Source organism: uncultured Aureimonas sp., from assembly GCF_913775355.1.
GTDB lineage: Bacteria > Pseudomonadota > Alphaproteobacteria > Rhizobiales > Rhizobiaceae > Aureimonas.
In genome coordinates this window covers 1-25,222 of the sequence record NZ_CAJYIU010000163.1, presented here as the reverse complement: position 1 = coordinate 25,222, position 25,222 = coordinate 1, and the positions used below count along the sequence as shown (strand labels likewise).

18 protein-coding genes and 2 pseudogenes are annotated in these 25,222 nt (G+C 64.1%); 12 read left to right on the top strand and 8 right to left on the bottom strand.

The features are described from left to right. Positions 1–10: 10 nt before the first annotated feature. Entirely contained in the window at positions 11–1,102 is a 1,092-nt protein-coding gene (locus tag QZ753_RS10645; RefSeq protein ID WP_294643546.1) for an ABC transporter ATP-binding protein, read from the top strand. After that, positions 1,102–2,160: an ABC transporter ATP-binding protein gene (locus QZ753_RS10640; RefSeq protein ID WP_294643544.1), complete on the top strand. Its 1,059-nt coding sequence runs from the start codon at positions 1,102–1,104 to the stop codon at positions 2,158–2,160. The genes QZ753_RS10645 and QZ753_RS10640 overlap by 1 nt, the downstream gene beginning before the upstream one ends. Before the next feature lie 59 nt (positions 2,161–2,219). Here QZ753_RS10640 and QZ753_RS10635 read toward each other — a convergent pair. Then, positions 2,220–3,179: pseudogene (locus tag QZ753_RS10635) on the bottom strand (IS481 family transposase). Between the two features lie 185 nt (positions 3,180–3,364). On the opposite strand from QZ753_RS10635, the gene QZ753_RS10630 reads away from it, so the two are divergent. The 8 genes and pseudogenes from QZ753_RS10630 (at position 3,365) to QZ753_RS10595 (ending at position 13,601) form a co-directional block, all read left to right on the top strand. Next, complete coding sequence (locus QZ753_RS10630) at positions 3,365–5,173, top strand: extracellular solute-binding protein (protein ID WP_294643542.1); 1,809 nt, start codon at positions 3,365–3,367, stop codon at positions 5,171–5,173. A 96-nt stretch (positions 5,174–5,269) separates the two neighbouring features. Then, positions 5,270–6,238, top strand: a complete 969-nt coding sequence (locus tag QZ753_RS10625; protein ID WP_367171505.1) for a sugar phosphate isomerase/epimerase family protein — start codon at positions 5,270–5,272, stop codon at positions 6,236–6,238. 71 nt (positions 6,239–6,309) lie between these two features. After that, positions 6,310–7,602, top strand: a complete 1,293-nt coding sequence (locus QZ753_RS10620) for an extracellular solute-binding protein (protein WP_294643540.1) — start codon at positions 6,310–6,312, stop codon at positions 7,600–7,602. Positions 7,603–7,735: 133 nt separating this feature from the next. After that, a complete protein-coding gene (locus QZ753_RS10615) occupies positions 7,736–8,596 on the top strand; it encodes a carbohydrate ABC transporter permease (RefSeq protein ID WP_294643538.1) in 861 nt (286 codons plus the stop codon). Continuing rightward, entirely contained in the window at positions 8,593–9,411 is an 819-nt protein-coding gene (locus QZ753_RS10610) for a carbohydrate ABC transporter permease (RefSeq protein ID WP_294643537.1), read from the top strand. Before QZ753_RS10615 ends, QZ753_RS10610 begins: the two co-directional genes overlap by 4 nt. Before the next feature lie 21 nt (positions 9,412–9,432). After that, positions 9,433–10,458, top strand: a complete 1,026-nt coding sequence (locus tag QZ753_RS10605; protein WP_294643535.1) for an alcohol dehydrogenase catalytic domain-containing protein — start codon at positions 9,433–9,435, stop codon at positions 10,456–10,458. A 59-nt stretch (positions 10,459–10,517) separates the two neighbouring features. Further along, positions 10,518–11,597, top strand: coding sequence for an ABC transporter ATP-binding protein (locus tag QZ753_RS10600; protein WP_294643533.1), 1,080 nt, complete (start codon positions 10,518–10,520; stop codon positions 11,595–11,597). A gap of 885 nt (positions 11,598–12,482) precedes the next feature. Beyond that, a pseudogene (locus tag QZ753_RS10595) lies at positions 12,483–13,601 on the top strand (IS3 family transposase). A 653-nt stretch (positions 13,602–14,254) separates the two neighbouring features. On the opposite strand, the gene QZ753_RS10590 reads toward QZ753_RS10595, so the two are convergent. Together QZ753_RS10590 and QZ753_RS10585 are read right to left on the bottom strand one after the other, a co-directional pair. Further along, positions 14,255–15,064 (bottom strand): outer membrane beta-barrel protein, encoded by an 810-nt coding sequence (locus QZ753_RS10590; RefSeq protein WP_294643531.1) that lies wholly within the window; start codon positions 15,062–15,064, stop codon positions 14,255–14,257. Between the two features lie 240 nt (positions 15,065–15,304). After that, a complete protein-coding gene (locus tag QZ753_RS10585; RefSeq protein ID WP_294643529.1) occupies positions 15,305–15,658 on the bottom strand; it encodes a hypothetical protein in 354 nt (117 codons plus the stop codon). A gap of 131 nt (positions 15,659–15,789) precedes the next feature. Between QZ753_RS10585 and QZ753_RS10580 the strand changes: the two genes are divergently transcribed. Then, the gene (locus tag QZ753_RS10580; protein WP_294643526.1) at positions 15,790–16,485 is read left to right on the top strand and encodes a TetR/AcrR family transcriptional regulator; all 696 of its coding nucleotides are present in this window, start codon (positions 15,790–15,792) and stop codon (positions 16,483–16,485) included. Between the two features lie 389 nt (positions 16,486–16,874). Here QZ753_RS10580 and QZ753_RS10575 read toward each other — a convergent pair whose 3' ends face one another. From QZ753_RS10575 to QZ753_RS10555, 5 genes are all read right to left on the bottom strand, one after another. Then, a complete protein-coding gene (locus tag QZ753_RS10575; RefSeq protein ID WP_294643524.1) occupies positions 16,875–17,195 on the bottom strand; it encodes a transcriptional regulator in 321 nt (106 codons plus the stop codon). Beyond that, complete coding sequence (locus QZ753_RS10570; RefSeq protein ID WP_294643522.1) at positions 17,192–18,469, bottom strand: NAD(P)/FAD-dependent oxidoreductase; 1,278 nt, start codon at positions 18,467–18,469, stop codon at positions 17,192–17,194. Before QZ753_RS10570 ends, QZ753_RS10575 begins: the two co-directional genes overlap by 4 nt. An 88-nt stretch (positions 18,470–18,557) precedes the next feature. Then, a complete protein-coding gene (locus QZ753_RS10565) occupies positions 18,558–21,680 on the bottom strand; it encodes an efflux RND transporter permease subunit (protein WP_294643520.1) in 3,123 nt (1,040 codons plus the stop codon). Beyond that, complete coding sequence (locus tag QZ753_RS10560; RefSeq protein WP_294643518.1) at positions 21,677–22,756, bottom strand: efflux RND transporter periplasmic adaptor subunit; 1,080 nt, start codon at positions 22,754–22,756, stop codon at positions 21,677–21,679. Before QZ753_RS10560 ends, QZ753_RS10565 begins: the two co-directional genes overlap by 4 nt. Beyond that, entirely contained in the window at positions 22,753–23,811 is a 1,059-nt protein-coding gene (locus QZ753_RS10555; RefSeq protein WP_294643516.1) for an efflux RND transporter periplasmic adaptor subunit, read from the bottom strand. Before QZ753_RS10555 ends, QZ753_RS10560 begins: the two co-directional genes overlap by 4 nt. Positions 23,812–24,306: 495 nt before the next feature. Between QZ753_RS10555 and QZ753_RS10550 the strand changes: the two genes are divergently transcribed. Beyond that, on the top strand, positions 24,307–24,942 hold the full coding sequence (locus tag QZ753_RS10550; RefSeq protein ID WP_294643514.1) for a TetR/AcrR family transcriptional regulator: 636 nt from the start codon (positions 24,307–24,309) through the stop codon (positions 24,940–24,942). Positions 24,943–25,222 lie beyond the last annotated feature (280 nt).

The window sequence follows — 25,222 nt, the reverse complement described above, 5'->3', positions numbered from 1 at the left end:
GGTTCCACCCATGAGTCTCGTTCTCGACGACCTTCGCCTCCGGGAGGGCGGCGTGCCCTTCCTGGACGGCATCACGGCCGAGTTTTCGCGCGGGCGCCTCACCACGGTGATCGGCCGTACCTCGGCCGGCAAGACTACGCTGATGCGGGCGCTCGCCGGGCTCCAGGGTGTGGACTCCGGCCACATCCGGCTCGACGGGCGCGCCTTCGAGACGGTGCCCGCCTGGCAGCGCGACGTCGCGATGGTCTACCAGCAATTCATCAACTACCCTCATCTCACGGTCTTCGAAAACGTCGCCTTCCCGCTTCGGCGCCGGGGCGTGGGCGATGCCGAGGTGCGGGCCCGCGTCCAGGCGCAGCTGGAGACCGTGGGCCTCGGCGCCTTCGGCGACCGGCGCCCCTCGGCGCTCTCTGGCGGGCAGCAGCAGCGCGTGGCGCTGGCGCGCGCGCTCGTGCGCCACGCGCCGATCCTTCTCCTCGACGAGCCGCTGGTGAATCTCGACTACCAGCTGCGCGAGCAGCTGCGCGACGAGTTCCGGCGCATCCTCGGTGCCCAGACCGACACGATCGCGGTCTACAACACGACCGAGCCCGCCGAGGCCATGATGCTCGGTGACCACGTCGTCGTGCTGCACGAGGGACGCGTGCTTCAGACGGGAACGCCGGCCGACGTCTTCGACCGTCCCGCCTCGGCGCTCGTCGCCGGCATCGTCAACGATCCGCCGATGAACGTGATCGAGGGCGAACTGGCGACCGAGGCTTTGAATCTGGGCGCGGTGCGCCTTCCACCGCCAGCTCATTTCGCGAACCTGCCGCCCGGACGCTACCGGTTCGGTATCCGCGCCGGCGAGATCGAGATCGAGGCCGGCCGGGGCGAGGCGACCGGCCTCGTCACCTATTCGGAGATCTCGGGCTCCGAGAGCTTCATCTATCTCGACGCGCCCTTCGGCCCCATCGCGATCCAGCGGGAGGGCGTCCATGTCGTCCACAACGGCTCTAGCATGACGTTCCGCATCCCGCCCGACCGCCTGTTCTGCTTCGCCGGACACGGCGACGGACAGCTCATGGCCGCGCCGCGCGCGACTTCGCAGGGAGGACACTGATGGCCCGCATCCATCTCGACGGCGTCGGCCATTCCTACGACGGTGGCCGATCTCACGCGCTCCAACCCGCCGACATCCTCTTCGAGGACGGCAAGACCTACGCCCTGCTCGGGCCGTCGGGCTGCGGCAAGACGACAATGCTCAACATCGTCTCGGGGCTGCTGTTTCCCTCCGATGGGCGCGTGCGCCTCGGCGAGCAAGACGTTACGCGCGCCCCGATCGCCGACCGCAACATCGCGCAGGTCTTCCAATTTCCCGTGGTCTACCGTTCCAAGACGGTGTTCGGGAACCTCGCCTTTCCCCTGAAATGTCGGAACTGGGACAAGGCGCGCATCGAGCGGCGGGTGTCGGAGGTCGCCGAACTTCTCGGCCTGACCGCCCGCCTCGGGCGCTCCGCTCGGTCGCTGACGGCCGACGAGAAGCAACTCATCTCGCTCGGCCGCGGCCTCGTGCGCGACGACGTGGCAGCGCTGCTTATGGACGAGCCGCTCACCGTCATCGACCCGCAGATGAAGTTCGATCTGCGCCGCCGCATCAAGCAGGCCAACGAGCGCACCCGCCACACCGTCATCTACGTCACGCACGACCAGAACGAGGCGATGACCTTCGCCGACGAGATCCTCGTCATGCAGGCGGGACGGGTGATCCAACGCGGCACGCCCAAGGACCTCTTCGAGCGCCCCCTCAACGCCTATGTCGGCACCTTCATTGGCTCGCCCGGAATGAACTTCGTGCCCGCCACGCAGTCCGGTGGGGAGATCCGCGTCGGCGGGGAGATCATCCGGAACGACGCGCCGACAATCGTCGGCGGCACCCTGACGGTCGGAATCCGCCCAGAGCATATTCGACTCAGCGCGACGGATACGGGCCTGCCCGCCCAAGTGATTGGCGTGCAGGACCAGGGCAATGTGCGCGTCGTGGAACTGGAACTAGCCGACGGCGCCCGGCTCAAGGCCAAACTGCCGCGCGAGCACACTATCCCAGCCGATGCGCTGCGTGTCGTCATGCCCTCCCAGCATGCACATATCTACGCCGATGGCGTCCGCGCCGCCATATGACGAGCCGATGGAAACTTCGATCGTTGCCCGCGAAGCCCGTCGTATAATTCCAAGAGGAGCTAGGTGTTCAGTCCCGGCATCTGGTGGACCGGATTGACGATGAACCGGTTGGGCTCTGAGGTCCAGATCCGGGCGATCTAGTCTTGGGGTGTGAGACCGCCGAGCGTCTTCAGTCGGCGGCCAAAGTTGTAGGCCGCCATGAAGTTGGCGAGGTGCGTGCGAAGCTGATCGGGGCTCTTGGAGTGGAAGCGTTTGACGGTGGCTTCCTTGATCGTGCGGTTCATCCGTTCGACCTGACCGTTCGTCCAGGGGTGGTTCGGCTTGGTCAGCCGATGCTCGATACCGTTGGCCTCGCAGATCATGTCGAAGCGCATCTGCCGGGACCAGGCCGTATTGCGGTTCCGCGGCTGCTCGGCGAACTGGATGCCGTTGTCGGTCAGGATCGTGTGGCTTCGATACGGCGCGACCTGCAGCAAGCGCGCGAGGAACGCCCAAGCCGTCCGCCTGTCCGCCTTGTCGACGAGCTGGGTGACCGCGAACTTACTGGTGCGGTCGATCGCAACGAACAGGTAGAGCTTGCCTTCACCGGTCTGCACCTTAGCGATATCGATGTGAAAGAAGCCTACGGGATAGCGCTTGAAGCGCTGCCGCTTAGGCTTATCGCCGTCGACGTCTGGCAATCTGGATACGCCGTGTCGATGGAGGCACCGGTGCAGCGCTGACCGGGTCAGATGCGGGATCGTCGGCTGCAAGGCGTAGAGGCAGTCATCCAAGGGCAGCAGCGTGTGCCGGCGAAACGCGACAACCATCGCCTCCTCGGCCTCACTCAAGGTCGTTGATCGTGGCTCATTAGGCCCGGTCTTCATAACCTCCAGGGTCTGACGCTTACGCCACTTGGCCACCGTCTTTGGGTTGATGCCGGACTCCCGGCTCAGCGTCGCGAGCGAAGCTTCCGATCGCTGTATTGCTGCTCGGATGGCGTGCGTGGTCGTGGCGCTGCCGTGACGAACCTGTCCCATAGGGCATCCTTCCATTCCATGGAGAGGATCACACCATCAAACCCTGGGATCAAACACCTAGGGTGATATCAAATTTCTCGAGGGAACGGGTCAAACGCGGTAAGATGCGTGCGCACTGCTGGTTCTCGATCCGCCGAGATCGCGCATAATCGGCTTTTGAAATTTGCCAGGCGACCCTTGGCGACTTGCCTTTTGAAGTCTGTCGTAAGGGTGTCGTGGTTAGCCGTCGTACCAATCCGGTTTCTGCAGACGCTCCCGAAGGACCCTACGAGGCGGCGGATCGGGCGCGGATCGACCCGCAGTCTCACATCGATGTCAGGCAGGTCGCACACTTCGTCGAGGCCGTAGAGGCTGCACGCCGCGATCGACTTTTGCCGGAGCTGGACGGACGAGGTCTAGGAATTGCCGTCGAGCTCATGCGCAACTACGTGTCCGGCCGCCTCACCACGCCGACATCGCTGGCCCATGCGTCGGGGCTGAGCCATGGCAGCGCTATACGCACGATCGACGAACTGGCGCGTGCTGGCCTGATTGTCCGGCGGGCGCGCACGGCGACGGGAAAGTCCGTGTCCCTCCATCCGTCCAGCGAACTGCTGCGACGCTGGCAGGTCTTTGCCAAGGCTTTGCGCGATTCTGCGACGGACTTGACTGCGGACTCGCGGTCGAAACCCGATGCTCGCCCTAGATCACCAGGGCAGTCCGCTCGAGGTGTTATTTCTCCGCCAGCCGTTCTGAAGACTAAACTCGCGCTGCCGAAGGGTCTGCGGCTCCTCGTTCATGCCGACCCGACGTTCATGGCGATGAACGCTCTCAAGCGTCAGTTCGAGGTGATTCTCGGCGTGGAAATCCATGCGCGCGCCCTGTCGATTGATCGCCTCCAGCGCGAGATCGTTGAGAACGGTGCGCAACGGGTCTCTGCCTACGATATCGTGGCATGCGATATGCCCTGGTTCGGCGAGATGGGTTCGGCCGGCCTGTTGCGCCCGCTCGATGACCTGCTCCTCGCGACGGGGCATGAACTTGGCGACTTCGTGCCGGATGCCGTTGCGAGCGCGAGGTGGCGCGGTCGCCAGTACGGCATACCGGTCCTAGCAACCGCCGAGATGCTGGTCTATCGGCGCGACCTTCTCACCGATGCCGGCATCGAGCCGCCCCGAACCATTCCCGCGCTCCTCGAAGCCGCCCGGATCCTGCACCGGCCGGAGCGTGGAATCAGCGGCATTGCGTGGAACGGGGGGCGCGGCACGGCGCTTGGGCATACGTTCATGACCCTCATGGCTGCCCATGGCGAGCCCGTCGTGGCCCTGCCGCGGGACCGCGATGGCGAGTTCGACATCGAACGCGCCCAGGATGCGGCGTTGCGCCCGGCCTTCCTGTCTGATGCGGCACGGGAAACGGCAGAGGTGTTGCGCGAACTCCTGTCGCTTTCGCCGCCGGAGATCCTGTCCATGGTCTGGTACGACCGGGCTCGCGCCTTTGCCTCCGGCCGCACGGCCTTAGCCTACTCCCACACCTTGCTCGCGCATCTTTTCGCGCGGAAGCCTGCCTCGCCGGCATATGACCAGACCGGTTATCTTCCTCACCCGACCGGCCGCAAAGGCAGCCCGGTCGCTCCGCTCGGTGGCTATGCCTTGGCGATCCCGGCCAATATCGCGCCTGATCGCATCGAGGCTGCCTGGACGGCGCTCTCGACGCTCACCTCGGCAAGCGCCGCCAAGCTCTATATTCTCAACGGCAGCCTCGCCAGCCCGCGCTTCAGCGTCAACAGCGACCCGGACGTCTCAGCGGTTTCTGATGTGATCGGCGTGGTAGATCGCATGGCACGCGAGCGCACGCTGCGGATGTGGCCGCGCCCTCCCATACCGGGCATCTCGGCCATCATTCGGATCGCCGGAGAGGAGATGCACGACATGCTTCTTGGCCTGAAGGCACCGAAAGCTGCTTTGACGGACGCTCAGCGGCGCGCGGAGGCCTTGCCTCGTAAGCCTGGGTGAACGCGAAGGCGCAGACCTGACGAGCCGATGGACGCGTCTCCCATATAAGGCCCAGAAGCGGCCCAAATTCGAATGGTCCAAACTGGACGAATTAAGGTGCCCGCCCTCTTCGACGACGTGAAAAGAAACTCCGATAACGAAAGCGCTGTGGAACAGGTGCTTTTGCGCATGGAAGAACGGGGGCATCCTCCGATCCTGAGGACAGGCATCCGTGGCGAAGGCGGGAGAATAAATATGAGGCTTGCGTTCAACACTTGGGTCTATTCGAGCTTCCCGGTGTGGGTCCCAGCCTATACGCTCGAAGACACGATCAAGCGCATCGCCGCGATCGGCTATGACGGCATCGAGATCGGCGCGGCCAATCCGCATGCCTATCCAGACCACGTCTCGAAGCAACGCCGGACCGACATTCGCAATCTCTTGAACGATGTAGGGCTGGAAGTGGCCTCGATGCTGCCTGCGCCTGGTGGCGGCCCAGGCTTCAACGTTGCCTCGCCGATCTCAGAGGAGCGTGCCGCCGCGATCGACCAGTACAAGAAGGTCACGGAGCTCTGTGCTGAATGGGGCGGAAAAACTGTCCTCTATGTCGCGGGCTGGCAGATTTTCGGCACGACGCGCGAGGAAGCTATCGGCTGGACGACGGAGGCCCTCGTTGAGGTGGCCGACTTCGCGGCGGGTCACGGGGTGACACTGGCCATCGAGCCGACGTCCGCCGATTCCAATCTCATCGATACGGTCGACGACGTGCTGGCGCTGAAACGCGCGGTTGGCAAGCCCAACGTGAAGGGCATGTTCGACACCTACCACGCGCTCTACCGCAACGAGGTTCCGTCGGATTACGTGTACCGGCTCGGCGAGGACCTTCATCACCTCCACATCGCCGACGTCGACCGCAACGCGCCCGGCGACGGCACGGTCGACTACGTCGCACTGATCGCGGCGCTGAAGGCGGTAAATTTTGCGGGCTTCGTCACGATGGAGGTCGGTTTCAATCGACGTGGAGTGGAGCCCGACCAGATCGCCCGCCGCTCCTATGAATATTTGAAGCCGCTGCTCACCGACTGACCGACGTCCGGCGGCTTTGGGAGAGGCCATCGCTTTGCACTGCATCTTGAATCTCTGGGAGGACTTCATTCATGTCGATCGTTCGCCGCATCGCTTTTGTCATGCTCGCCGCCACCGTGTCGGCCCCCGCCCTCGCGCAGGAAAAAACGCCCGTCGTGCAATGGGACCAGTTCGCCGCCACCGGCATCACGGCGGCTGGGCCAGCCATGGAGGCGCTGATCAGCGCCTGCGAGGCGAAGCTGCCGAACCTCGACGTCAAGCGCACCGTGGTGCCCTCGATCGGTATCCGCGAGACCTATCGCCTCGCCGTGTCGGCGAACGAGACACCGGATCTCGCCTACACATGGCCCGCCGCGGCCGTTCTTTCGGGCTATGCCCGTAACGGTCGCCTCGCCAAGCTCGACGGATACTACGATCAATACAAGTGGGCGGGTATCAACGCCTTCTACCGCGGCAGGAACTCCTATCAAGGCTCCCTCTACGGTGTGCCGATGGAACAGGACCTGATGGGCGTCTACTATAACAAGGCGATCTTCGCCGAGCTCGGGCTCTCCGTGCCGAAGACCTTCGCCGAGTTCGAGGCGGCCGCCGACAAGATCAAGCAGGCCGGCTACACGCCGATCGCCTTCGGCAACCGCGACCGCTGGCCCGCCACCAACACGCTTTCGCTGCTCTTCGGCCTCTCGGCCGGCCGTCAGATGGAAGAGGACGTTCTGTTTCGCGACGGCAAATGGACCGATGCTCCCTTCCTCAAGGCCGCCACGACGCTGAAGGACTGGACCGCGAAAGGCTATTTCCCGCGCGGCTTCAACGGCGTCGGCTATGATGAGGCCAACGCCCTGTTCCTGGGCGGGCGTGCTGCGATGACGATCACGGGAACCTGGGTTCTTCAGGACATCGCCCGCGGCGCCAAGTTCGACCTTGGCGTCTTCATGCTGCCGCCGATCGGCGAGGGCATTCCCGCCGGTACGATGTGGGGCGAGGGTTCGCAGTGGCAGATTGCCGAAAAGTCGGCGCAGCCCGTCAAGGATGCGGCCGCGGCCTATGTCGACTGCCTGCTGACGCCCGAGAACCGAAAGACGTGGGGCGAGAAGGGGTTCCTCGTGCCGATCGGCTCGACCGTCGAGGAAATCGAGGGCTGGGACGTGCTGCCGGTGGTGAAGGAGTTCTTCGCGGCGGGTCTCGCGACACCCGACACCAACTTCTATGACCTTCACACGACCTTGCCTGAAAGCGTCACGCAGGTTCTTTACTCCGAACTGCAGCGCCTTGCCGGCGGCCAGAGCGAACCCGCCGAGTTTCTCGCAACGCTGCAGTCGTCGTGGGAGGCCGCCAAGGCCAACAATGAGCGCTGGGTGCCCTAAGCCCCGCCGATCCGAAGCTCGTCCCGTCGCGGCCGTCTCGTGACGCCCTCAACGAGGGGCGTCGCCTCGACGCGCCTCGTCCATCCGCCGGGGAACGAGGCCGCCGCGTCCACCCTCCAGGAGATGATCTTCCATGTTCGAGACCCGCCTGGCGTATCTTTTCATTCTGCCAGCCTTCGCGCTCTACATGCTCTTCGTTGGACTGCCGATCGGGCAGGTGGCGGTGTACTCGTTCTTAAAATTTGACAACGGCATCGTCCAAGGCTTTGCCGGCGTCTCGAACTATCTGCGTCTCGGTTCTGACGGGGTGTTCTGGGCTGCCCTTGGGCACAACGCCATCTGGGTCGTCCTGACGCTGGCCTTTCCGCTGATGGCGGGCCTCCTGTTGTCGGCGATCCTTGCCGAGATGTCGCCGCGCACGGTCCGCGTCCTCGGGGCCATCTACTTCCTGCCTCGGACCATCCCGCTCGTCGTCGCCGGGATCATCTGGGGATGGATCTACAACCCGCTCTTCGGCCTCGCCAACTGGGGCCTCGACATCGCCGGCCTCGGCCATCTCGCCGGTGCCTGGCTGGCGGAGCCCTCAAGCGCCCTCGTTTCGCTGAACATCGTCGGGGCTTGGACCTTCTTCGGCTTCTGCGTCGTCATCTATCTCGCCGCGATCCAGTCCGTGGATCCGTCGCTCTACGAGGCGGCCTCATTGGACGGCGCGACCTGGTGGCAGCGCTTCCGCTTCATCACGGTGCCGCTTCTGAAGTCGACCACGCTCTTCCTCGGCCTCTACGCCGCGATCGAGGCAATGAGATTCTTCGATCTCGTCTGGGTCACGACGCAGGGTGGGCCGGGCTACGCGACGGAAGTTCTCACCACCCATATCTACAAGACCTTCTTCCTCGTCGGCGACTTCGGCTACGCCGCCGCCCTGTCCGTCGTCCTCCTCGCGATCGTCCTGACGATCAGCGCCGTGAGCTTCCGTATCTTGAGGACACGATGATCCGAGCCGGCCGCATCCTTCAGTACGGCGTCCTGACGCTTTTTGCGCTCTATGCCCTGTTGCCCGTCTATCTCGTGCTGCTCGCCTCGGTGCGCAGCGAGGCCGATCTCTTCGCTGCGCCGCTGGCTCTGAGTTGGCCGATCGACCTGTCCAACTACGCCCGCGTCTGGACGCAGTCCGGCTTCTCCACCTATTTCGCCAACAGCGTCCTCCTAGCTGTGTCCTCGACGGCGCTGATCGTGCTGACGGCGCCGATCGCCGGCTTCGCCTTCGCCAAGCTCGCCTTTCGCGGCAAGGAGGCCTTCTTCGTCCTCTTCCTCGCCGGTCTCGTGCTGCCGGCCCCGTCGGTCATCGTCGCGCTCTACGGTAACCTCCAGGCCGTCGGCCTTCTCGACACGCGCCTCGGCGTCATCCTTCCGCAGGCCGCACTGCTGATGCCCTTCTCAATCTTCATGATGCGCACCGTCATGCAGGACGTGCCGAACGAGCTGATCGAGGCGGCGATCATGGACGGGGCAACCATGCCGGAGGTCTTTCTCAAGGTCGTGGTGCCCGTCGCCAAGCCCGGTTTGATGTCGCTCGCCCTCATCGTATTCCTCTTCTCCTGGCAGGAATATCTCCTGCCGCTCGTGGTGCTTCAGACGGAGACGCTGAAGCCGCTGACCGTCGGCGCAGCCTCGCTGCAGGGGCGCTACGGCGTCGACTACGGCGGCATCGCCGCTGCAGGCACCATCGCCTTCGCGCCGCTCGTCGTCCTCTTTCTTCTCATGCAGCGCTCGTTCGTGCGTGGCCTGACGGCCGGCGCGGTGAAGTGAAACCAGGCTCAGGAACATCCGATGAAAGCCGTCTATCTCCCCGGCAACAAGCGTGTCGAAATTCGCGCCGTCGAAGTGCCGACGCCTCGCGCGGACGAAGTCCTGGTCCAGGTCAAGGCCTCCTGCATATGCCGGTCCGACATGAGCCTCTACTACGGTGGCGATGCCACGGTGGGCGGTGAGGCAGCCGGACGCTGCATCACCGGACACGAGCCAGCAGGGATCGTCGTCGAGGTCGGCGCCGCCGTCACCCAGTTCCGCTCCGGCGACCGGGTCGCGGTGTACCTCGCCGTCGGCTGCGGCACCTGCGAATATTGCCGGCAGGGCTCGATGTTCCTCTGCCCGCAATGGACCTGCCTCGGCTTCACGCAGGATGGCGGCAACGCCGAATACCTCGCGGTTCCCGCCCGGAACCTCCTGCGCATTCCCGATTCCATGTCCTTCGTTGCGGCGGCCATCTCCACGGATGCCTTCGGCACGCTCTATTCGGCGAGCAGGAAGCTCGGCATCGACGGGTCGAAGACGGTGGGCATCTGGGGACTTGGACCAATGGGCTCGGCCGGAACCCTGGCCGCCAAGGCACTTGGAGGGCGCGTCGTTACATTCGATCCCATCGAGGAGCGCCGACGCTTCTCGCTCGAACTCGGGGCCGATCTCGCGCTCGACCCGACGGATCCCGCCTCCCTCGCGACGTTGAAGGACTTCACGCAAGGCCATGGCCTCGACCGGGCGATCGACTGCTCGGGCAACGGCGGTGCACAGAACATGGCGCTCGACGCGCTCGCCCCGTTCGGCCAGCTCGCCTGCGTCGGCGAGAGCCGCGAGACGACGATCCGTCCGAGCGAACAGCTGATCCGCAAGCAGGTGACGATTTTCGGGTCCTGGTACTTCAACATTGCCGAATACCCCGAGATCACGCGCGTCATCGAGGCCAAGAACATTGATCTCGAACGCCTCGCCACACACCGCTTCGCGCTGGACGACGCCGAGACGGCCTTCCGCATGTTCGACGAGCGCAGGACTGAAAAAGCCGTCTTCGTGATGTGACGCCGTTCGGTGCTTGAACTCGTCATCCGCCCCATCCGCCGACCGCTCAAGGAGCAGCCATGGCCCCCCTCTCCCTCAGTGGCGTCCAGAAATCTTACGGTGCCCATGCCGTCATCAAGGATGTCGACCTCGACATCGCCGACGGCGAGTTCGTCATCCTCGTCGGTCCGTCGGGGTGCGGAAAATCGACCCTCCTGCGAATGATCGCCGGCCTCGAGAAGATCACCGGCGGCGACATCCGCATCGGCGGACGGGCCGTGAACGACGTGCCGCCCAAGGAGCGGGACGTCGCCATGGTGTTTCAGACCTATGCACTCTACCCGCACATGTCGGTGGCAGAAAACATGGGCTTCTCGCTTCGTCTGGCCAAAAGCGACAAGGCCACGATCGCCGAGCGCGTGCGCAAGGCGGCAGACATCCTCGCGCTCGGGCCCCTTCTCGAACGGCTGCCGAAGCAGCTCTCGGGGGGCCAGCGCCAGCGCGTCGCCATGGGCCGCGCCATCGTGCGCGATCCCAAGGTCTTCCTCTTTGACGAACCGCTGTCGAACCTCGACGCCAAGCTGCGCGTGCAGATGCGCGCGGAAATCAAGTCGCTGCACCAGCGGCTGAAGACGACGATGGTCTATGTCACGCACGACCAGATCGAAGCGATGACGATGGCCGACCGGATTGTGGTGATGAATGGGGGACAGGTGGAGCAGGTCGGGCGACCGCTCGATCTCTACAATGCGCCGCGCAATCTCTTCGTCGCCGCCTTCATCGGCTCGCCGTCGATGAATCTTCTTGAAGGCGACATCGTCTCCGACAAGGCGGAGCTGATGTTCCGTAGCAAGGGCGGCACCCTCCTGCCGCTGCCGGAAGGCGCCATGAAGCTGAACGCAAACAGACGTATCGTCTACGGCATCCGGCCGGAACACATCCATCTCGGCGACGTCGCTGCCACGCACGGAATGGGCATCATCTCGGTCATCGAACCCATGGGTTCCGAGACGCAACTCGTAGTTAAGCTCGGCGAAGACGATCTCGTCGTCGTCCTGCGCGACCATCTCGCCGGCGGACCAGGCGACGTGCTTCCCATCCGGATTCAGCCCGAGCGCGTCCACCTTTTCGACGCTGAATCCCAGCAACGTTTTGGATGACGTCTGCTAATTAAATGCAGGAAACTCAACAATAAGCTCGTCCCCTCTGGCAACGATGGGCAAATAAGTAACTATGCTGACAAAAACTGTTGCGAGACATTCTTTTAAAGAAGGGCAATGTGCCGAAAGTCGACCGGCAGCTTGTGGGTTGGCCAGTCAGAGAGCTGCTGTTCCGGAAACGACCCCTCCGCGTCGGTGAGCGCCCTGAAAGCGGACGTCGGGAAGTGACCATCCGGTTTCAACCTTTCCAAATCACAAGTGCGCACGGCCAATTCGCGCGAAAGCGGACGCTGAGTGGCATTACTATCCGTAAGCGTTCTCCCGGCCCCACCTTCCGTTTCTTTTCGCGAGCGCGGAGTCTGACGATCCAAGATAAAAATCGTTTTGTGTCTGGATTTGACCGTAGGCCTGACCCTTCGCGCCCGGTGCGCCGTATAGAGATCATCAACGGGGCTGGCGGCCGCCGACAGTTGTCCCCCGACCAGAAGGTGCGGGTTCTGGAAGAGACGCTGGCGCCGGGAGCCGTTGTGTCGTAGGTCGCCCGCCGCCATGGCCTTCGCCCGCTTCAGGTCTTCGGGTGGCGCCGGGAAGCGCGCATTGAGCCGGAAGCCGCCCCGCTCGTGCCAGCCTTCGTTCCGGTGGTCGTCGAGGCGGAGCCTCCGGCTTCGGTGACGGCACCGGCCAAGCCGAAGCGGCGTCAACGGGCGGCACGCCAGCCCATCGGTGGGATCAAGCTGAAGATCGACGGTGTCGCGGTGCGGGTGGGATCGGGCACAAACGCCAAGACGATCGCGGCAGTGATACAGGTGACCTGCTGCCCGTTTCCTGGACCGTTCTGAGCTGGAAAATTCCAGTTATGAAGGAGGGCCGGAAGAGGAGCTTGAAATGAAGAGGTCGAAGTTTTCCGAGGCGCAGATCGCGTTCGTGCTGAAGCAGGCTGAGGACGGCACGAGCGTCGGCGAAGTGTGCCGCAAGACCGGGATCAGCGAGGCGACGTTCTACGCCTGGCGCAGGAAGTACGCGGGGCTTATGCCGTCGGAGATGCGGCGACTGCGCCAACTCGAGGATGAGAATGCCAAGCTGAAGCGGCTGGTTGCGGATCTCAGCCTCGACAAGGCGATGTTGCAGGATGTCGTCTCGCGAAAGCTCTGAGGCCTGACCGGCGCCGGCAGCTCGTCGACGACGTCAGGAGCACGTGGCAGGTCAGCATCCGGCGGGCCTGTACTGTGCTTCGGGCGGAGCGATCAAGCTACCACTATCGTGGGCGCCGCGCCGATCAGGCCGATCTGAAGAAGCGAGTGAAGGAGATCGCCGAGACGCGGGTGCGCTATGGGTATCGACGCATCCACGTCTTGCTTCGGCGGGAGGGCTGGGACGTGAACGCAAAACGGATCTATCGTCTTTACAAGGAGATGGGTCTGCAACTGCGGCACAGACCACCCAAGCGCCGGGTCAAGGCGAAGCTGCGGGAGGGCCGCTGCGCGGCGTCCTGCTCGAACGAGGTATGGGCCATGGATTTTGTCCATGACCAGCTCGCGACGGGACCGAAGCTGCGTATCCTGACCGTCGTGGACACCTTCAGCCGGTTCTCGCCGGCGGTGGTGCCGCGCTTCAGCTTCCGGGCTCCCGACGTCGTGGGCGTGCTCGAACGCGTCTGCGGCGAGGTGGGCTATCCCGCGTCGATCCGGGTCGACCAGGGGAGCGAGTTCGTCTCGCGCGAGTTGGACCTGTGGGCCTATACCCACGGTGTCGTGCTCGACTTCTCCCGGCCCGGAAAGCCGACGGACAACGCCAACACCCAAGTCGTTCAACGGCAAGTTCCGGGCAGAGTGTCTGAACCAGCACTGGTTCATGAGCCTCGACGACGCGGTGCGCAAATGCGAGGCTTGGCGTAGAGACTACAACGAGGTGCGACCGCATAGTGCCATCGGCAACAAACCGCCGATATCGCTGGTGAACCGGTCAGCGGCACATGGCCCGCCGCCGCCGGTCGAAGCTGGATGACGACCGGCCAAGTGGTCCAGGAACGGGTAGCAGGTCAGATCACGACAGGACTCTCGCTCCCGCTGGATGAAAAACGGGGGTCACGTCACACCAGGACCTGCGTGAGTGTCATCGGCGCAGGAAGACTGGTGCCAGTTTCCACGGCGTCTTCTGCCTCGCAACCGCGCTCGCTTGGATCAGGCGCCAACAGGGCCTTGATTGGGCTTCCCCAAGTTGAGCACCGATTACTTTCTTTCGTCCCACGGACGATCAGGAGCTTGCCCGTTTAAGCAGCGATGATGGGGACGACGTTCCTTCCAAAACGGACAAACGCCTTCATGCCCACCTTCGAACCAATCGCTACCGAACGCCGGTCTCGTCGGTCCGGTTCATCCCGTCCCAGTAGGCGACCAGTGACCCGCCGGCGACGATCGTCACCGCGAAGACGCCGATAAGAGCGATCAACGTCATTCGTTTGCTAAACATTACGGTCGCCGGAAACTTGGATGGAAGGGACGTCTGCAGCGAGTGTTGCTGCCCATTGCCATGCCGGTGGCATGATGAAGCGACTTGCGCGACGACTTCGAGGGAGTGACAGCCTGCCGGGACTGGAGAACGACAGGCTGTCGAAGGCCCCCGCGATCAACGCAGGAGCGCTTTTCGCAAAGGCTTAGTTAGTTGAAGCGGAACGAAGCCTTCGCCCACACGGTATGGAAGTCGAGGTCGTCGTTCGACGAGGTCTCGAACGTCTGCTGTCCGATGGGCAGCAGCGGATTGGTGTAGGTTACGTCGAGGTTTGTCTCGCCGATGTCGGTGTACAGATACTCAAGGCCTACCGAGAAATTCTGCGTGACGAGGTAATCGACTCCGCCACCGACAGCATATCCAACATCGTCGTTGTCGGATCTCACCGATGTGGCAAAACCGCGCGTCGCATTGAGGATGCCCGGCGAGACGAACTCGACATCGGTATCGGCGTAGGCCACGCCGCCCGTTGCATAGATCGCAAGGCGCTCGGTCGGCAGGAAACCGATCTTGGCGCGGGCGGTCGCGATAAAATTGATGTCCTGCGAGACGCCGAACGTATCGAAGCCGGTGGCGACCGTACCGAGCGTGTAGCTGGAGATCGTCGAGGCATCGATATAGTTGATGTCGGCCACCGCACCGATGATCAGGCTGTCGATCTGATAGTCGAAACCGACATGAGCGCCGCCCACGAAGGCCGCATCGTCGGAATTGTCGTCACCGGCGACGAAGGACGTCGACGGAAAGAACGCACCAGTGGCGGGATTGTACTCGACGTCCCCGGACTCGTTGTTGAAGGCAGCGCCGGCCTGTCCGCCGATATAGAAGCCAGTCCACGTGTAAGCAGGAGCCAGCGCGACGACGGGTGCCGCCGGCTCTTCATAAACCACGTCAGCCGAAAACGCCGGTGCCGACAGCGCGACGAGCGCTGCCGATGTCAAAAGAAACTTCATCGTCATCGTCTTCCCCTCGAATGCCTCGGCCAATTAGACCGATTGGTCTATTTAAAAATGCTTTGTGTGCCAGTCAATGCCACCAAAATGTTCGGTCGGCGGTGGTGCATTTTTACCATACCGATCCATTCAAGGTTTGGATCGGTTCTGAGGGCGTGCGACATACGCTTCGGCAGAGCGCTCGTGCATCCCCGGACAAACTGGGGATGCACGAGATCGCTCGAACCGAACGCAGCAGGGCCTGAATTATCGACCGTACACGGGGAGCTTGGCGAGGTCGGCGGTCGTGATGTCGACGGTGATGGCGCCGTTGACGGAGCCGAACCGAGCAAGGGGCACGATATACGAGGATTCGCTGTTTTCGGCCTTGATGACCAAAGCGGTCGGTCCCTCTTCGGCCGTGCCGACGACCTTCTCGATATCGCCGAGACGCTTGCCTGCGGTATCCGTGATGGCGGAACGCTCCAGCTTTCCGACCGTCAGGCCGAACGGGGGGACAACGACGTCACGGTCAAGTTCGACGATCGTGACGACCTGTGCGGTCGCGGGCAGGACTGCGGTCGTCGACAGGAGGGCGATGGCGAGGGCGAGTCGTTTCATAAGTTTCTCCGATTGAGAGGTATCGAACGCACTGAGTGTGATCGACGGGTCCCGAGGCGAGACGCTGCGCGGATAAATAGACCGTTCGGTTCTTTTTCAAGAGAGCGCCCCAATGTCGTGGCGAATCTGTCTTGAGGAAGCGCGAAGGCGTGATTCGTTCTGGAAAGAGCCGCAAGCGATTGACAATACAGACCCATACCGCGCCGCGCCGCCGCGGACGCCCGTCCCAGGAGGAGACGCTCGAACTGACGCGACACATCGTCGCGGTTGCGCAATCTCGGTTTCTTGAGGTCGGATACGACGCCACAGCCATCGATGACGTCATCGAGCTTGCGTCGATTTCCAATCAGACCTTCTACAAGCGCTTCGACAACAAGGCGTCGCTGCTGGAGGAGGTGGTTCGAAGTTTCACCGAAGACTTCCTCAACGAGCGTCGGAGGCTCGACTCCGATCTGTTGGCGATGCCGTTGCGGGACGCATTGATCGAATGCGCCTGTCGGTTCCTCAAGCAGACGCTTCGAACCGACATGCTGGCGTTCGAGCGTCTGTTCCTGTCGGTCGTCAAGGAGTTTCCGAACGTCTCGCAGATCCTCGGCGCCATGATCGATGCCGTTTACGACAGCGTGGCGGATCTTCTCTCGGCCGCGCGCGAGCGCGGTGATCTTCCGGTCGAGGACGTCAGACGTGCGGCGCGCTGGTTCGCCGACGGGGCCATCGCGCCGCGCCTGCGTCAGGCCAGCTTCGGTTTGGCCGGTCTGGAACTGACCGACGTCGATCGCAAAGAGATCGAAGCCTATGTGTCCTTCTACCTGAATTCCTTTCGATGACGCGCAATCGTTGTTGGACACATACAGGTCTTGGTAGGAGAGGCCCTCCAGACCTGCGAGCGACTGCAGCGCTCAGCGCTTCAGTGACGAGGCCGTCGACAGACACGCGGACGCAACAGGTTGTGTTGCCCCTCCATTCTCAAAGCCGAGGGCCGTAGCTCCCACGGTGTAGAAGATCTGCTAGAACACCCGATCATCGCAAATCCACGGATTGTGGCATGGTTATTCAGGTAGCATCATTCAAAACGTCAATTCAACTTGAGTCGATCTTGTAGGCATGGCGCGAACGCATGCATGAGGGAATTTCAAGGATATTCAGAATACTGATGAATATTGATTTTGTTTCAGTATTCATCGAATTGGTGAAAGAAGGGGTGGATGCGAATAAATTACTTGGCCGATGGCTTTCGTAGTCTTGCACCCGCTCCCTTTTTATCCTCGGGAATGAATTCGATCCCGCCGAGCTCAAGCGCGTGACGAATCAGTTCAACCGTATCGGCATCCCCTTCATTCCGACGACGTTCGAAAATACGCACGCAGTCGACAGGAACGCCGGCGTGTCGTGCCAGCTTCTGGACCGACCAGTCCAGCAGTCCGCGAGCGGCGCGGCACTGCTCAGAGGAGAGACCAGCATTCGCTGTTTCATCTCTTGGTCCTTGCGATGTTGCGGAAGGCTGTTTCGCGGCGGGTAATTCGGCGTCTTCGCTCATGACAAGCGCGCCCGCGGTCTAACCCGCGCGTTCAGGACGTCCGCAAGCCAGAGAAGGCTGCCCCGGCCCATCCCGTGCAGCCGAGCCTGATGGCGGCGGTAAAGCAGCGCATGCCCGAGTTGCGCGACACGCCCCTTCAGAAATCCGCCTCCGAACAGGCCGATGCGACCGAGCGTTCCGTAGGCGTCGTAGCCCCCGAGCGACACGAGTGAGCCGAAGTCGCGGTACTGAAAGGCGGGAGCGGTGCCGCCCGCGATCAGGGTCGGCAGATGACGGACAAGGTAGTCAGCCTCCTGCGAGGCCGCCTGCGCCGTGGTCGGGACCAGAATCGAGGCGTCCGCGAAACGGGGGCTGGCGCAGTCGCCGACGCCGACGATCGAACGGTCGTCGACCGATCTCAGATCGTCCCCGACGACGATTTGGCCGAGCTTGCTCAACTGGATCCCCTCGATCGTGGACAGGAGACCGGGAGCCCGCACGCCTGCCGCCCAGACCTTCATTTCGGCGCGCACAATCTTGCCGTCGGAGAGGTTGAACGCCTCCTCGTCGACTGAAACAACCTTTACACTGAGGTTCACTTCGACGCCCATCTCGCGCAGGCGCGCCGCGACGGCATGCGAGATCCGCTCGGGGAAGGCGCGAAGAAGCCGGTCGCCCGTGTCGATCAACGAAATGCGGACCCGCTCCCTGAGGCCGCTGATCCCGTAACCCTGCACGATCTCGGCAAGCTGCACGATCTCGGCCGCCAGTTCCACCCCGGTGGCCCCGCCGCCGACGATCGCGACCCCGAACGTCCGGTCCTGTGCCAGGGCGTGGAGGAGTTCGATCCTCATCCGGTCGTTGAAGGCGATGGCCTGACCGCGCGAATTGATGGTCAGGCAGTGACGGCCGGCTCCTGGGGTGCCGAAATCGTTGGCCTCGCTTCCGACCGCAAGGACGAGCGTATCGTAGCTGACGCTGCGCGCCGGGACGATGTCCCGCCCGTCCGCGACGATCGGCCCCAGCCGAACCTCCCGTTGCTTGCGGTCGATGCCGATCGCCTCGCCGGGCTGATAGGCGAAACCCCTTTCGCGGGCCTGCCCGACAAAAGAGGTCTGCTGGAACGAGGAGGACTGAGTGCCGGCCGCGATCGTGTGCAGCATGGGCTTCCAGATATGGGCCGGTTCGCGATCGATCAGCGTGACGCGCAGAGCGTCCCGGCCGCCAATACGGCTGGCGATGTCGAGGCCGGCGACGCCGCCGCCGACGATGACGAGGTGATGGTCTCGGTTCAATTGGGCTTTTCCCTGCGGTGAGGCGGATGTCTGCGCGCCCGTTCAGGCTTGCGGCGTCTCCCGGCGATGGCGGTAACGGTCGCGGCGGCTAGGCCATCGCCGTGCCGGCCTTGCCGCTCCCGTCCGCCTTGAACGGCTCGTCGGACGCCGGGCCGTGATGGTCCGGCTGGCCCGTCTCGCTCGGCTTGATGCGGAACCAGGCGACGTAGAGCGCGGGCAGGAACAGGAGCGTGAGGACGGTTCCCACGATGATCCCGCCCATCATGGCGAAGGCCATCGGTCCCCAGAAGATCTCGCGCGAGATCGGGATGAGGGCGAGCGAGGCGGCCGCCGCGGTGAGCATGATCGGCCGCATCCGGTGTTCCGTGGCGTCCAGCACCGCGTCCCAGCGGCCCCACCCCTCGCGGATGTGATCCTCGATCTGCACGATCAGGATCACCGAGTTTCGGATGAGGATGCCGATCAGCGCGAGGACCCCGAGGATGGCGACGAAGCCGAGGGGCGCTCCCGAGGGAACCAGCGCCGCCACGACGCCGATCAGGCCGAGCGGTGCCACGGCGACGACCAGGAAGAGGCGCTGGAAGCTCTGCAGCTGGAACATCAGGATCGTCGTCATCGTCAGGAGCATCAGCGGCAGGACGCCGGCGATCGGGCCCTGTCCCTTGGCGCTTTCCTCGACCGCGCCGCCGACGGCGATCGCGTAAGACGGCGGAAGCTCCGCCCGAAGCGCCTCGATCTCGGGCGCCAGCTCCTCGTCGATCGTCGCCGGCTGCGCCTTCGAGCTCACGGTCGCCTTCACCGTGATCGTCGGTACGCGGTCGCGGCGCCAGATGAAGGGCTGCTCCATCTCATGGTCGAGGGTCGCGACGGCGGCGAGCGGAATGACGCGCCCGTCCTGGGTGTTCAGCTGGAGGTTGCGCAGGGTCTCGATCGAGCTGCGTTCTTCGTCGCGGGCCCGGCTGATGACGTCGACGAGATAGATCCCGTCGCGGATCTGGGTTGCCGTCGTCCCACCGACGACGTTCCCGAGCGCCGAGGCGATGTCCTGCGAGGATATGCCGAGCTGGCGTGCCTTGTCCTGGAGGACGTTCACCTTGACGACGCGGGCGGGCTCGTTCCAGTCCAGCGTCACGCGGCCCATGTTCGGGTTGGCGCCGACGGCCCCGGCGACGCGCTGCGCAATGCCGCGCACGACCTGAAGGTCGGGACCGCTGACACGATACTGGATCGGCCGGCCGACGGGCGGCCCGAGATCCATCGTGTGGACGAAGACATCGGTCCCGAGGAAGTCGCGCTCGCCGATGTCGCGCAGCTTCGCGATCACGCGGTCGCGCGCCTCCACGTCCGTCGTCATGATGACGATCTGGCCGTAGTTCGGACTGGCCGGCTGCACGTCGAACGACAGCACGAAGCGAACGGCGCCCTGTCCGACATAGGACGACCAGTAGGTGATGTCCGGATCATCGCGCAGGTTCGTCTCGAAGCGATCCATCTGGGCTCGCGTCTCGTCGATCGAGGTGTTCTGCGCCGCCGTCCAGTCGACGATCACCTCGGGCCGGTCCGAGGTCGGAAAGAACTGCTGCTGGACAAAGCCCATACCGAAGATCGCAAGGGCGAAGAGCCCGACGGTCGCCAGGATGGTGAGCCACTTGAAGCGCACGCAAAGACGCAGGATCGCCGAGAAGGATCGGCCGAACAGCCCCTTCTTCTCCGAGTGCTTCTTCATCGACTTCGGCATGAAGGTCACGCCGAGGATCGGCATGAAGATCACGGCCACGAGCCAGGAGACGATCAGGGAGACCGCGATCACGACGAACAGGGTGAAGGTGAACTCGCCCGCAGCGCTGCTGTTGAGGCCGACCGGCATGAAGCTGGCGACCGTGACCAGCGTTCCCGTCAGCATGGGGAAGGCGGTCGAGGTGTAGATGTAGGTCGCCGCCTTGTGCAGGTCGTCGCCGACCTCCAGCCGTGCCACCATCATCTCGATTGCGATCATCGCGTCGTCGACAAGAAGGCCGAGCGCGATGATCAGGGCGCCGAGGGAGATGCGCTGCAGCGAGACACCGGAATACTCCATCACCATGAAGGTGATGGCGAGGGTCAGGGGAATGGCGAGCGTGACGATGAAGCCGGCGCGCAGGCCGAGGCTGACGAACGACACGGCGAGCACGATGACGATCGCCTCGACGAGCGCCGTCGTGAAGCCGCCGACCGCTTCCTCCACCACATGCGGCTGATCGGAGACGAGATGCAGGCCGACGCCGATCGGCAGTTGCGCCTCGACGGCCTTCATCTCGGTGGTCAGGGCTTCGCCGAACTCGAGGAGGTTCGCGCCGGCCTTCATACCGATCGCGAGCCCGAGCGCTGGCTCGCCCTTGTAGCGGAACAGGGCCTGCGGGGGATCCTGGTACGTCCGCACGATCCGCGCTACGTCTGACAGGCGGAAGAAGCGGTCGTTGATCCAGAGATTGACGTTGCGCAGGCTGTCCTCGGAGGCGAACTGCCCGTTGACGCGCACCGTGATGCGCTCGCCGTCGGCATCGATCGTCCCTGACGGGACCACCGCGTTCTGGGCCGCCAGCGCATCGATGATGGTCTGCTGGCTGAGGCCGAGGGCGGCGATCTCGCGGACGGAGAACTCCAGATAGATCACCTCGTCCTGCGCACCGATCAGGTTGACTTTGCCGACATTGGGCACGCCGAGGATCTTGTCGCGGGCCGCCTCGGCGTAGTCGCGCAACTGGCGCTGGGAGACGCCGTCCGCCGTCAGGGCATAGATGTTGCCGTAGACGTCGCCGAAGTCGTCGTTGAAGAAGGGACCCTGAACGCCTGAAGGCATCTCGGACTGGATGTCGCGGATGAGGTTGCGCGCTCGCACCCACTGCTGGGCGACGTCCTTGGCCGGCGTCGTGTCGAGGAGGTAGAGATAGACCGTTGTCGAGCCAGGCGAGGTGAGGCTCTTGGTATAGTCGATCTGCGGAAGCTCCTCGAGCTTCTTCTCGATCCGCTCGGTGATCTGGTTGACCGTGTCCTCCAGCGTGGCACCCGGCCAGTTCGCCTGGATGATCATGGTCTTGATGGTGAAGTTGGGATCCTCCTCGCGGCCGAGGTTGATGTAGGAAAGCCCTCCCGCCACGGCGAAGACGATCATGAAGTACCAGACCAGCGAACGATGGTGCAGCGCCCATTCCGACAGGTTGAACCGCTTCAACGCACGAGCTCCTGTTCGACCTTCACGGCCTGGCCTTCCTTCAGCGAGTTGACGCCCGCCGTAACGATGCGCATGCCCGCCTCGATGCCCGAGGTGATCCGCACCTCGCCGCGGCCGCTGGCCTCGAAGGTGACGGCGCGCCGGGCGACGCGGCCGGCGGCCTCGTCCACCACCCAGACGGAGGCTTCCGCGCCCGTCCGCAGGAGCGCCGTGTCGGGCAGGCGGATCTCGCCTTCCGAGCCCGTGTCGCGCCGCGCGTCGACAGTCGTGCCGACGCGGAAGGCCGGCGGCGGGTCGTCGAGCGTGATTAGGACGCGCCGGGTGCGCGTCGCGCTGTCGGAGCGCGGTGCGATCTCGCGCACCCGCCCGCTCGTGACGCGCGAAGGATCGATCTGCAGCGAGACGAGGAATGCCTGCCGGGGCGCGAGCGCATCGACCTCTTCATCGCTGACGTCGACCGCCGCCTCGCGAACGTCGGTCTGGGCAACCGTCACGGCGACCTGCCCGACGGCGGCGACCTGTCCGACCTCGATGCCGACGGCCGTGACGATCCCGTCGGTCTCGGACAGAAGGCGTGTGTAGCCGAGCTCCTGCTTCGCCTTGTCGAGTTCGGAGACGCGGCTGGCGACCGCCGAGCGCGCGCTGGCCAGTTGCTGCTCGGCGCTGTCGAGCTGGGCCTGGGGACTGGCGTTGCGCTGGACGAGGGCCGCTTGGCGGTCGCGCGCGAGGCGCGCGTTCTCCTCCTGGGCCTGGGCGGCGGCGAGTTCTCCCTGCAGCGATCGGACGGCCAGCGCCTGCGCCTGCGGGTCGAGCGAGGCGAGCAACTGCCCCGCCTCGACCGTGTCGCCGACATCGACGTTGCGGCTGAGTACCCGCCCGGCGACGCGGAACCCGAGGTCTCGCGAATAGCGTGGCTGGACCGAGCCGGCGAAGGTCGGCTCGGGAAGAGGCGAGACCTCGGCCACCGTCGAGAGCACCGGCCGGACCGGCGGTGCGGCTTCGCTCGCCTCGTCGTCGCCGCATCCAGCGAGCCCGAGGAGCGCGACCACAGCGAACAGGCGGAGCACCATCCTCATGCCGGCACGTCCTGTGCGATCTCCACGACCTGCCCTTCGCGCAGGAGTTGGGACCCGGCAGTCACTACCTTGTCGCCCGCCTTCAGCCCGCCGGAGACGAGAATGTAGCCGGTCCGGTAGCTGTCGACCTCGATCGGGCGAAGCGAGACGGCTTTCGTCGCCTCGTCGATGACCCAGACCGCGGCTCCCCTGGTGCCGGCCGACAGGGCGCGCCAGGACAGCCTCGCCAGGCGCTTCTCCTGTCCCTGCGCGACGCCGACGACGGCGCTTCCAAGCCCCATGCGCTCTGGCGGGGCGATCAGGGTCACGCGGACCCGCACCGTTCCCGTGCGGCTGTCGAAGGTCGGCGAGATCTCGCGGACCTTCGCCCGCGCCTCGACCGAAGGGTCGCCGACGAGGCGCACGGTCAGTTCGCCCGACGGCGACGGGTCTTCGATAAGGAGGGATTCATAGACGTCGAACACCGCCTCGCGCTCGCCCTCGTGCGCCAGGGTGAAGACCGGCTGGGCCGCGGCGGCGACCTGTCCGGTTTCCGTGCGTCTTTCCGTGATGACGCCGTCCGCGTCGGCCCGCAGCTCGGTAAAGGTCAACTGCTCCCGCGCGTTGGCCAGACTTGCTTTCGCGCTGTCGAGATTGCCTTGCGCGTCCCGCAGGTCCTTGCGCGCGTTCTCGAAGTTGCCGCGCGTCGTCACGCCGCTCCGCAGCAGCTGGTCCTGGCGATCGAAGTTGATGCGCGCCTGTTCTAACGTCGCCTCGGCCGCTGCGACGCTCGCCTGCGCCGCATCGACGTCCGCCTGCTGGCTCGCGGGGTCAAGGCGTGCGAGGAGGTCGCCCGCCTTGACGCGATCGCTGACGTCCACGAAGCGCTCCGCGACGCGGCCGTCGATCTGGAAGGACAACTGACTCTCCACCCGCGCGGCGACGGTACCGGTCAGGGACAGGTCCGGCGCGATCGGCTCGAAGGCTACGACGTCGACCGCGACGCGCTCCGGCTTCTGCTCGGGCGGGGGCGGTTGCTCGCCGCAGGCGGACAGCAAAAGGAGGATCGACAGCACCGCGCCCGCTCTTGCCGGGCGGCAGCCGTGGACCCATCGGGTAGACCTGACCATGTGAACGCGGCCCTTGAGGCATTGCACCGACGGAACGCTTGCATACCTGGCGCCGCGCCTGCCGTGCGCTAGCTCCTACGGACGCGCTCCGCAGCAATCCGTGGCCGCCTATATGACGCGATGCCGTTCCTTTTCAATCCTGATTTCGCAACTCTTGAAAGCAGGCTGCATGACAAGACTGTGCGAGAATGCTCGCGCTTCGGTGGAGGGGCTTCTAAGTCAGACTTGATGAATGATACCGAATCGTATCATTGATTAAGTCTGCTCCTTGAGCTAGCGACCGACACCTGTCCCGACTAATGCCGCTATTTCGTTTCGAGCGGTGTAGCGCGCCCGCCTGTGGTAGAGCGGGAACGCCGATCTTGACATGCGCGATGACTGTGAATGAAGCACCCTGAGAAACGTCCGCTTCCGAATACCGGGCCGAACCGACCCTGCCTGATGGCCTCCCGGACGCGTGGCAGACCATCGCCCGAGGAAGCGCAACAGCTGACCGACCTCATCCTGTCGATCGCGCGCCGCCTCTTCGTCGAAAAGGGGTTCGAGGAGACCAGCATCGACGAAATCTGCGCCATCGGGAAAATGTCGAAGAAGACGCTCTACGCCCGCTTCGGTGAAAAGGACGGTCTCTTCCGCGCCACGGTCGGCAGCGTCCTCGGCGAATTCCTGTCTGAGGCCCGGCCGAGGATCGTGAGGAACGACGGTGAGGACATCGAGGCCTACCTGAACCGGATCGCGCTCGACCTCATCGGCTCCGCCATCCGGGAGGACATCGTGGCTCTCGACCGACTGATGGTCTCGATGATCCCGAAGTTTCCCAACTTGATGAAGACCTACGAGGAGGCGCGGCGCTCGGTGGCCGATCTGATCGTCCCCGTCGTAGCCGAGGCGCAGCGACGTGGGGAACTTCGTGCGGCCGAACCTCAGACCGTCGTGGACCAGTTCCTGGCTTTCGTTGTCACGGAGCGGATGAGGGCGGCGAGCTTCGGTCTCGAGCCTCATCACATCACCGAGTCCGACCGATCCATCACGCACGAACGTGTCGTGGTATTTCTCTGCGGCTATCGTCCCAGATGAGACGGCAGATTTCATCTGCATCGTGCCAGAGTCTGTTAGCGTCTGATTCAGTCGAGGGCTGCGGCGAGGCAGAGGACGCCTGCGGTGGTCTTCTCATAACGGGTTGCAACAACGTTCCGCTACCAGACAGCTAGGTCCAAGAATCCATCCTGGTTGATCTCCGTCATCTTACCGGATTTCTTCGCCTCGAAGGAGATCCCATGAGCACAGTTCTCGTCACCGGCGGCACCGGGTTCCTCGGTAGCCACTGCATCCTGCAACTCCTGCGCGACGGCCATGA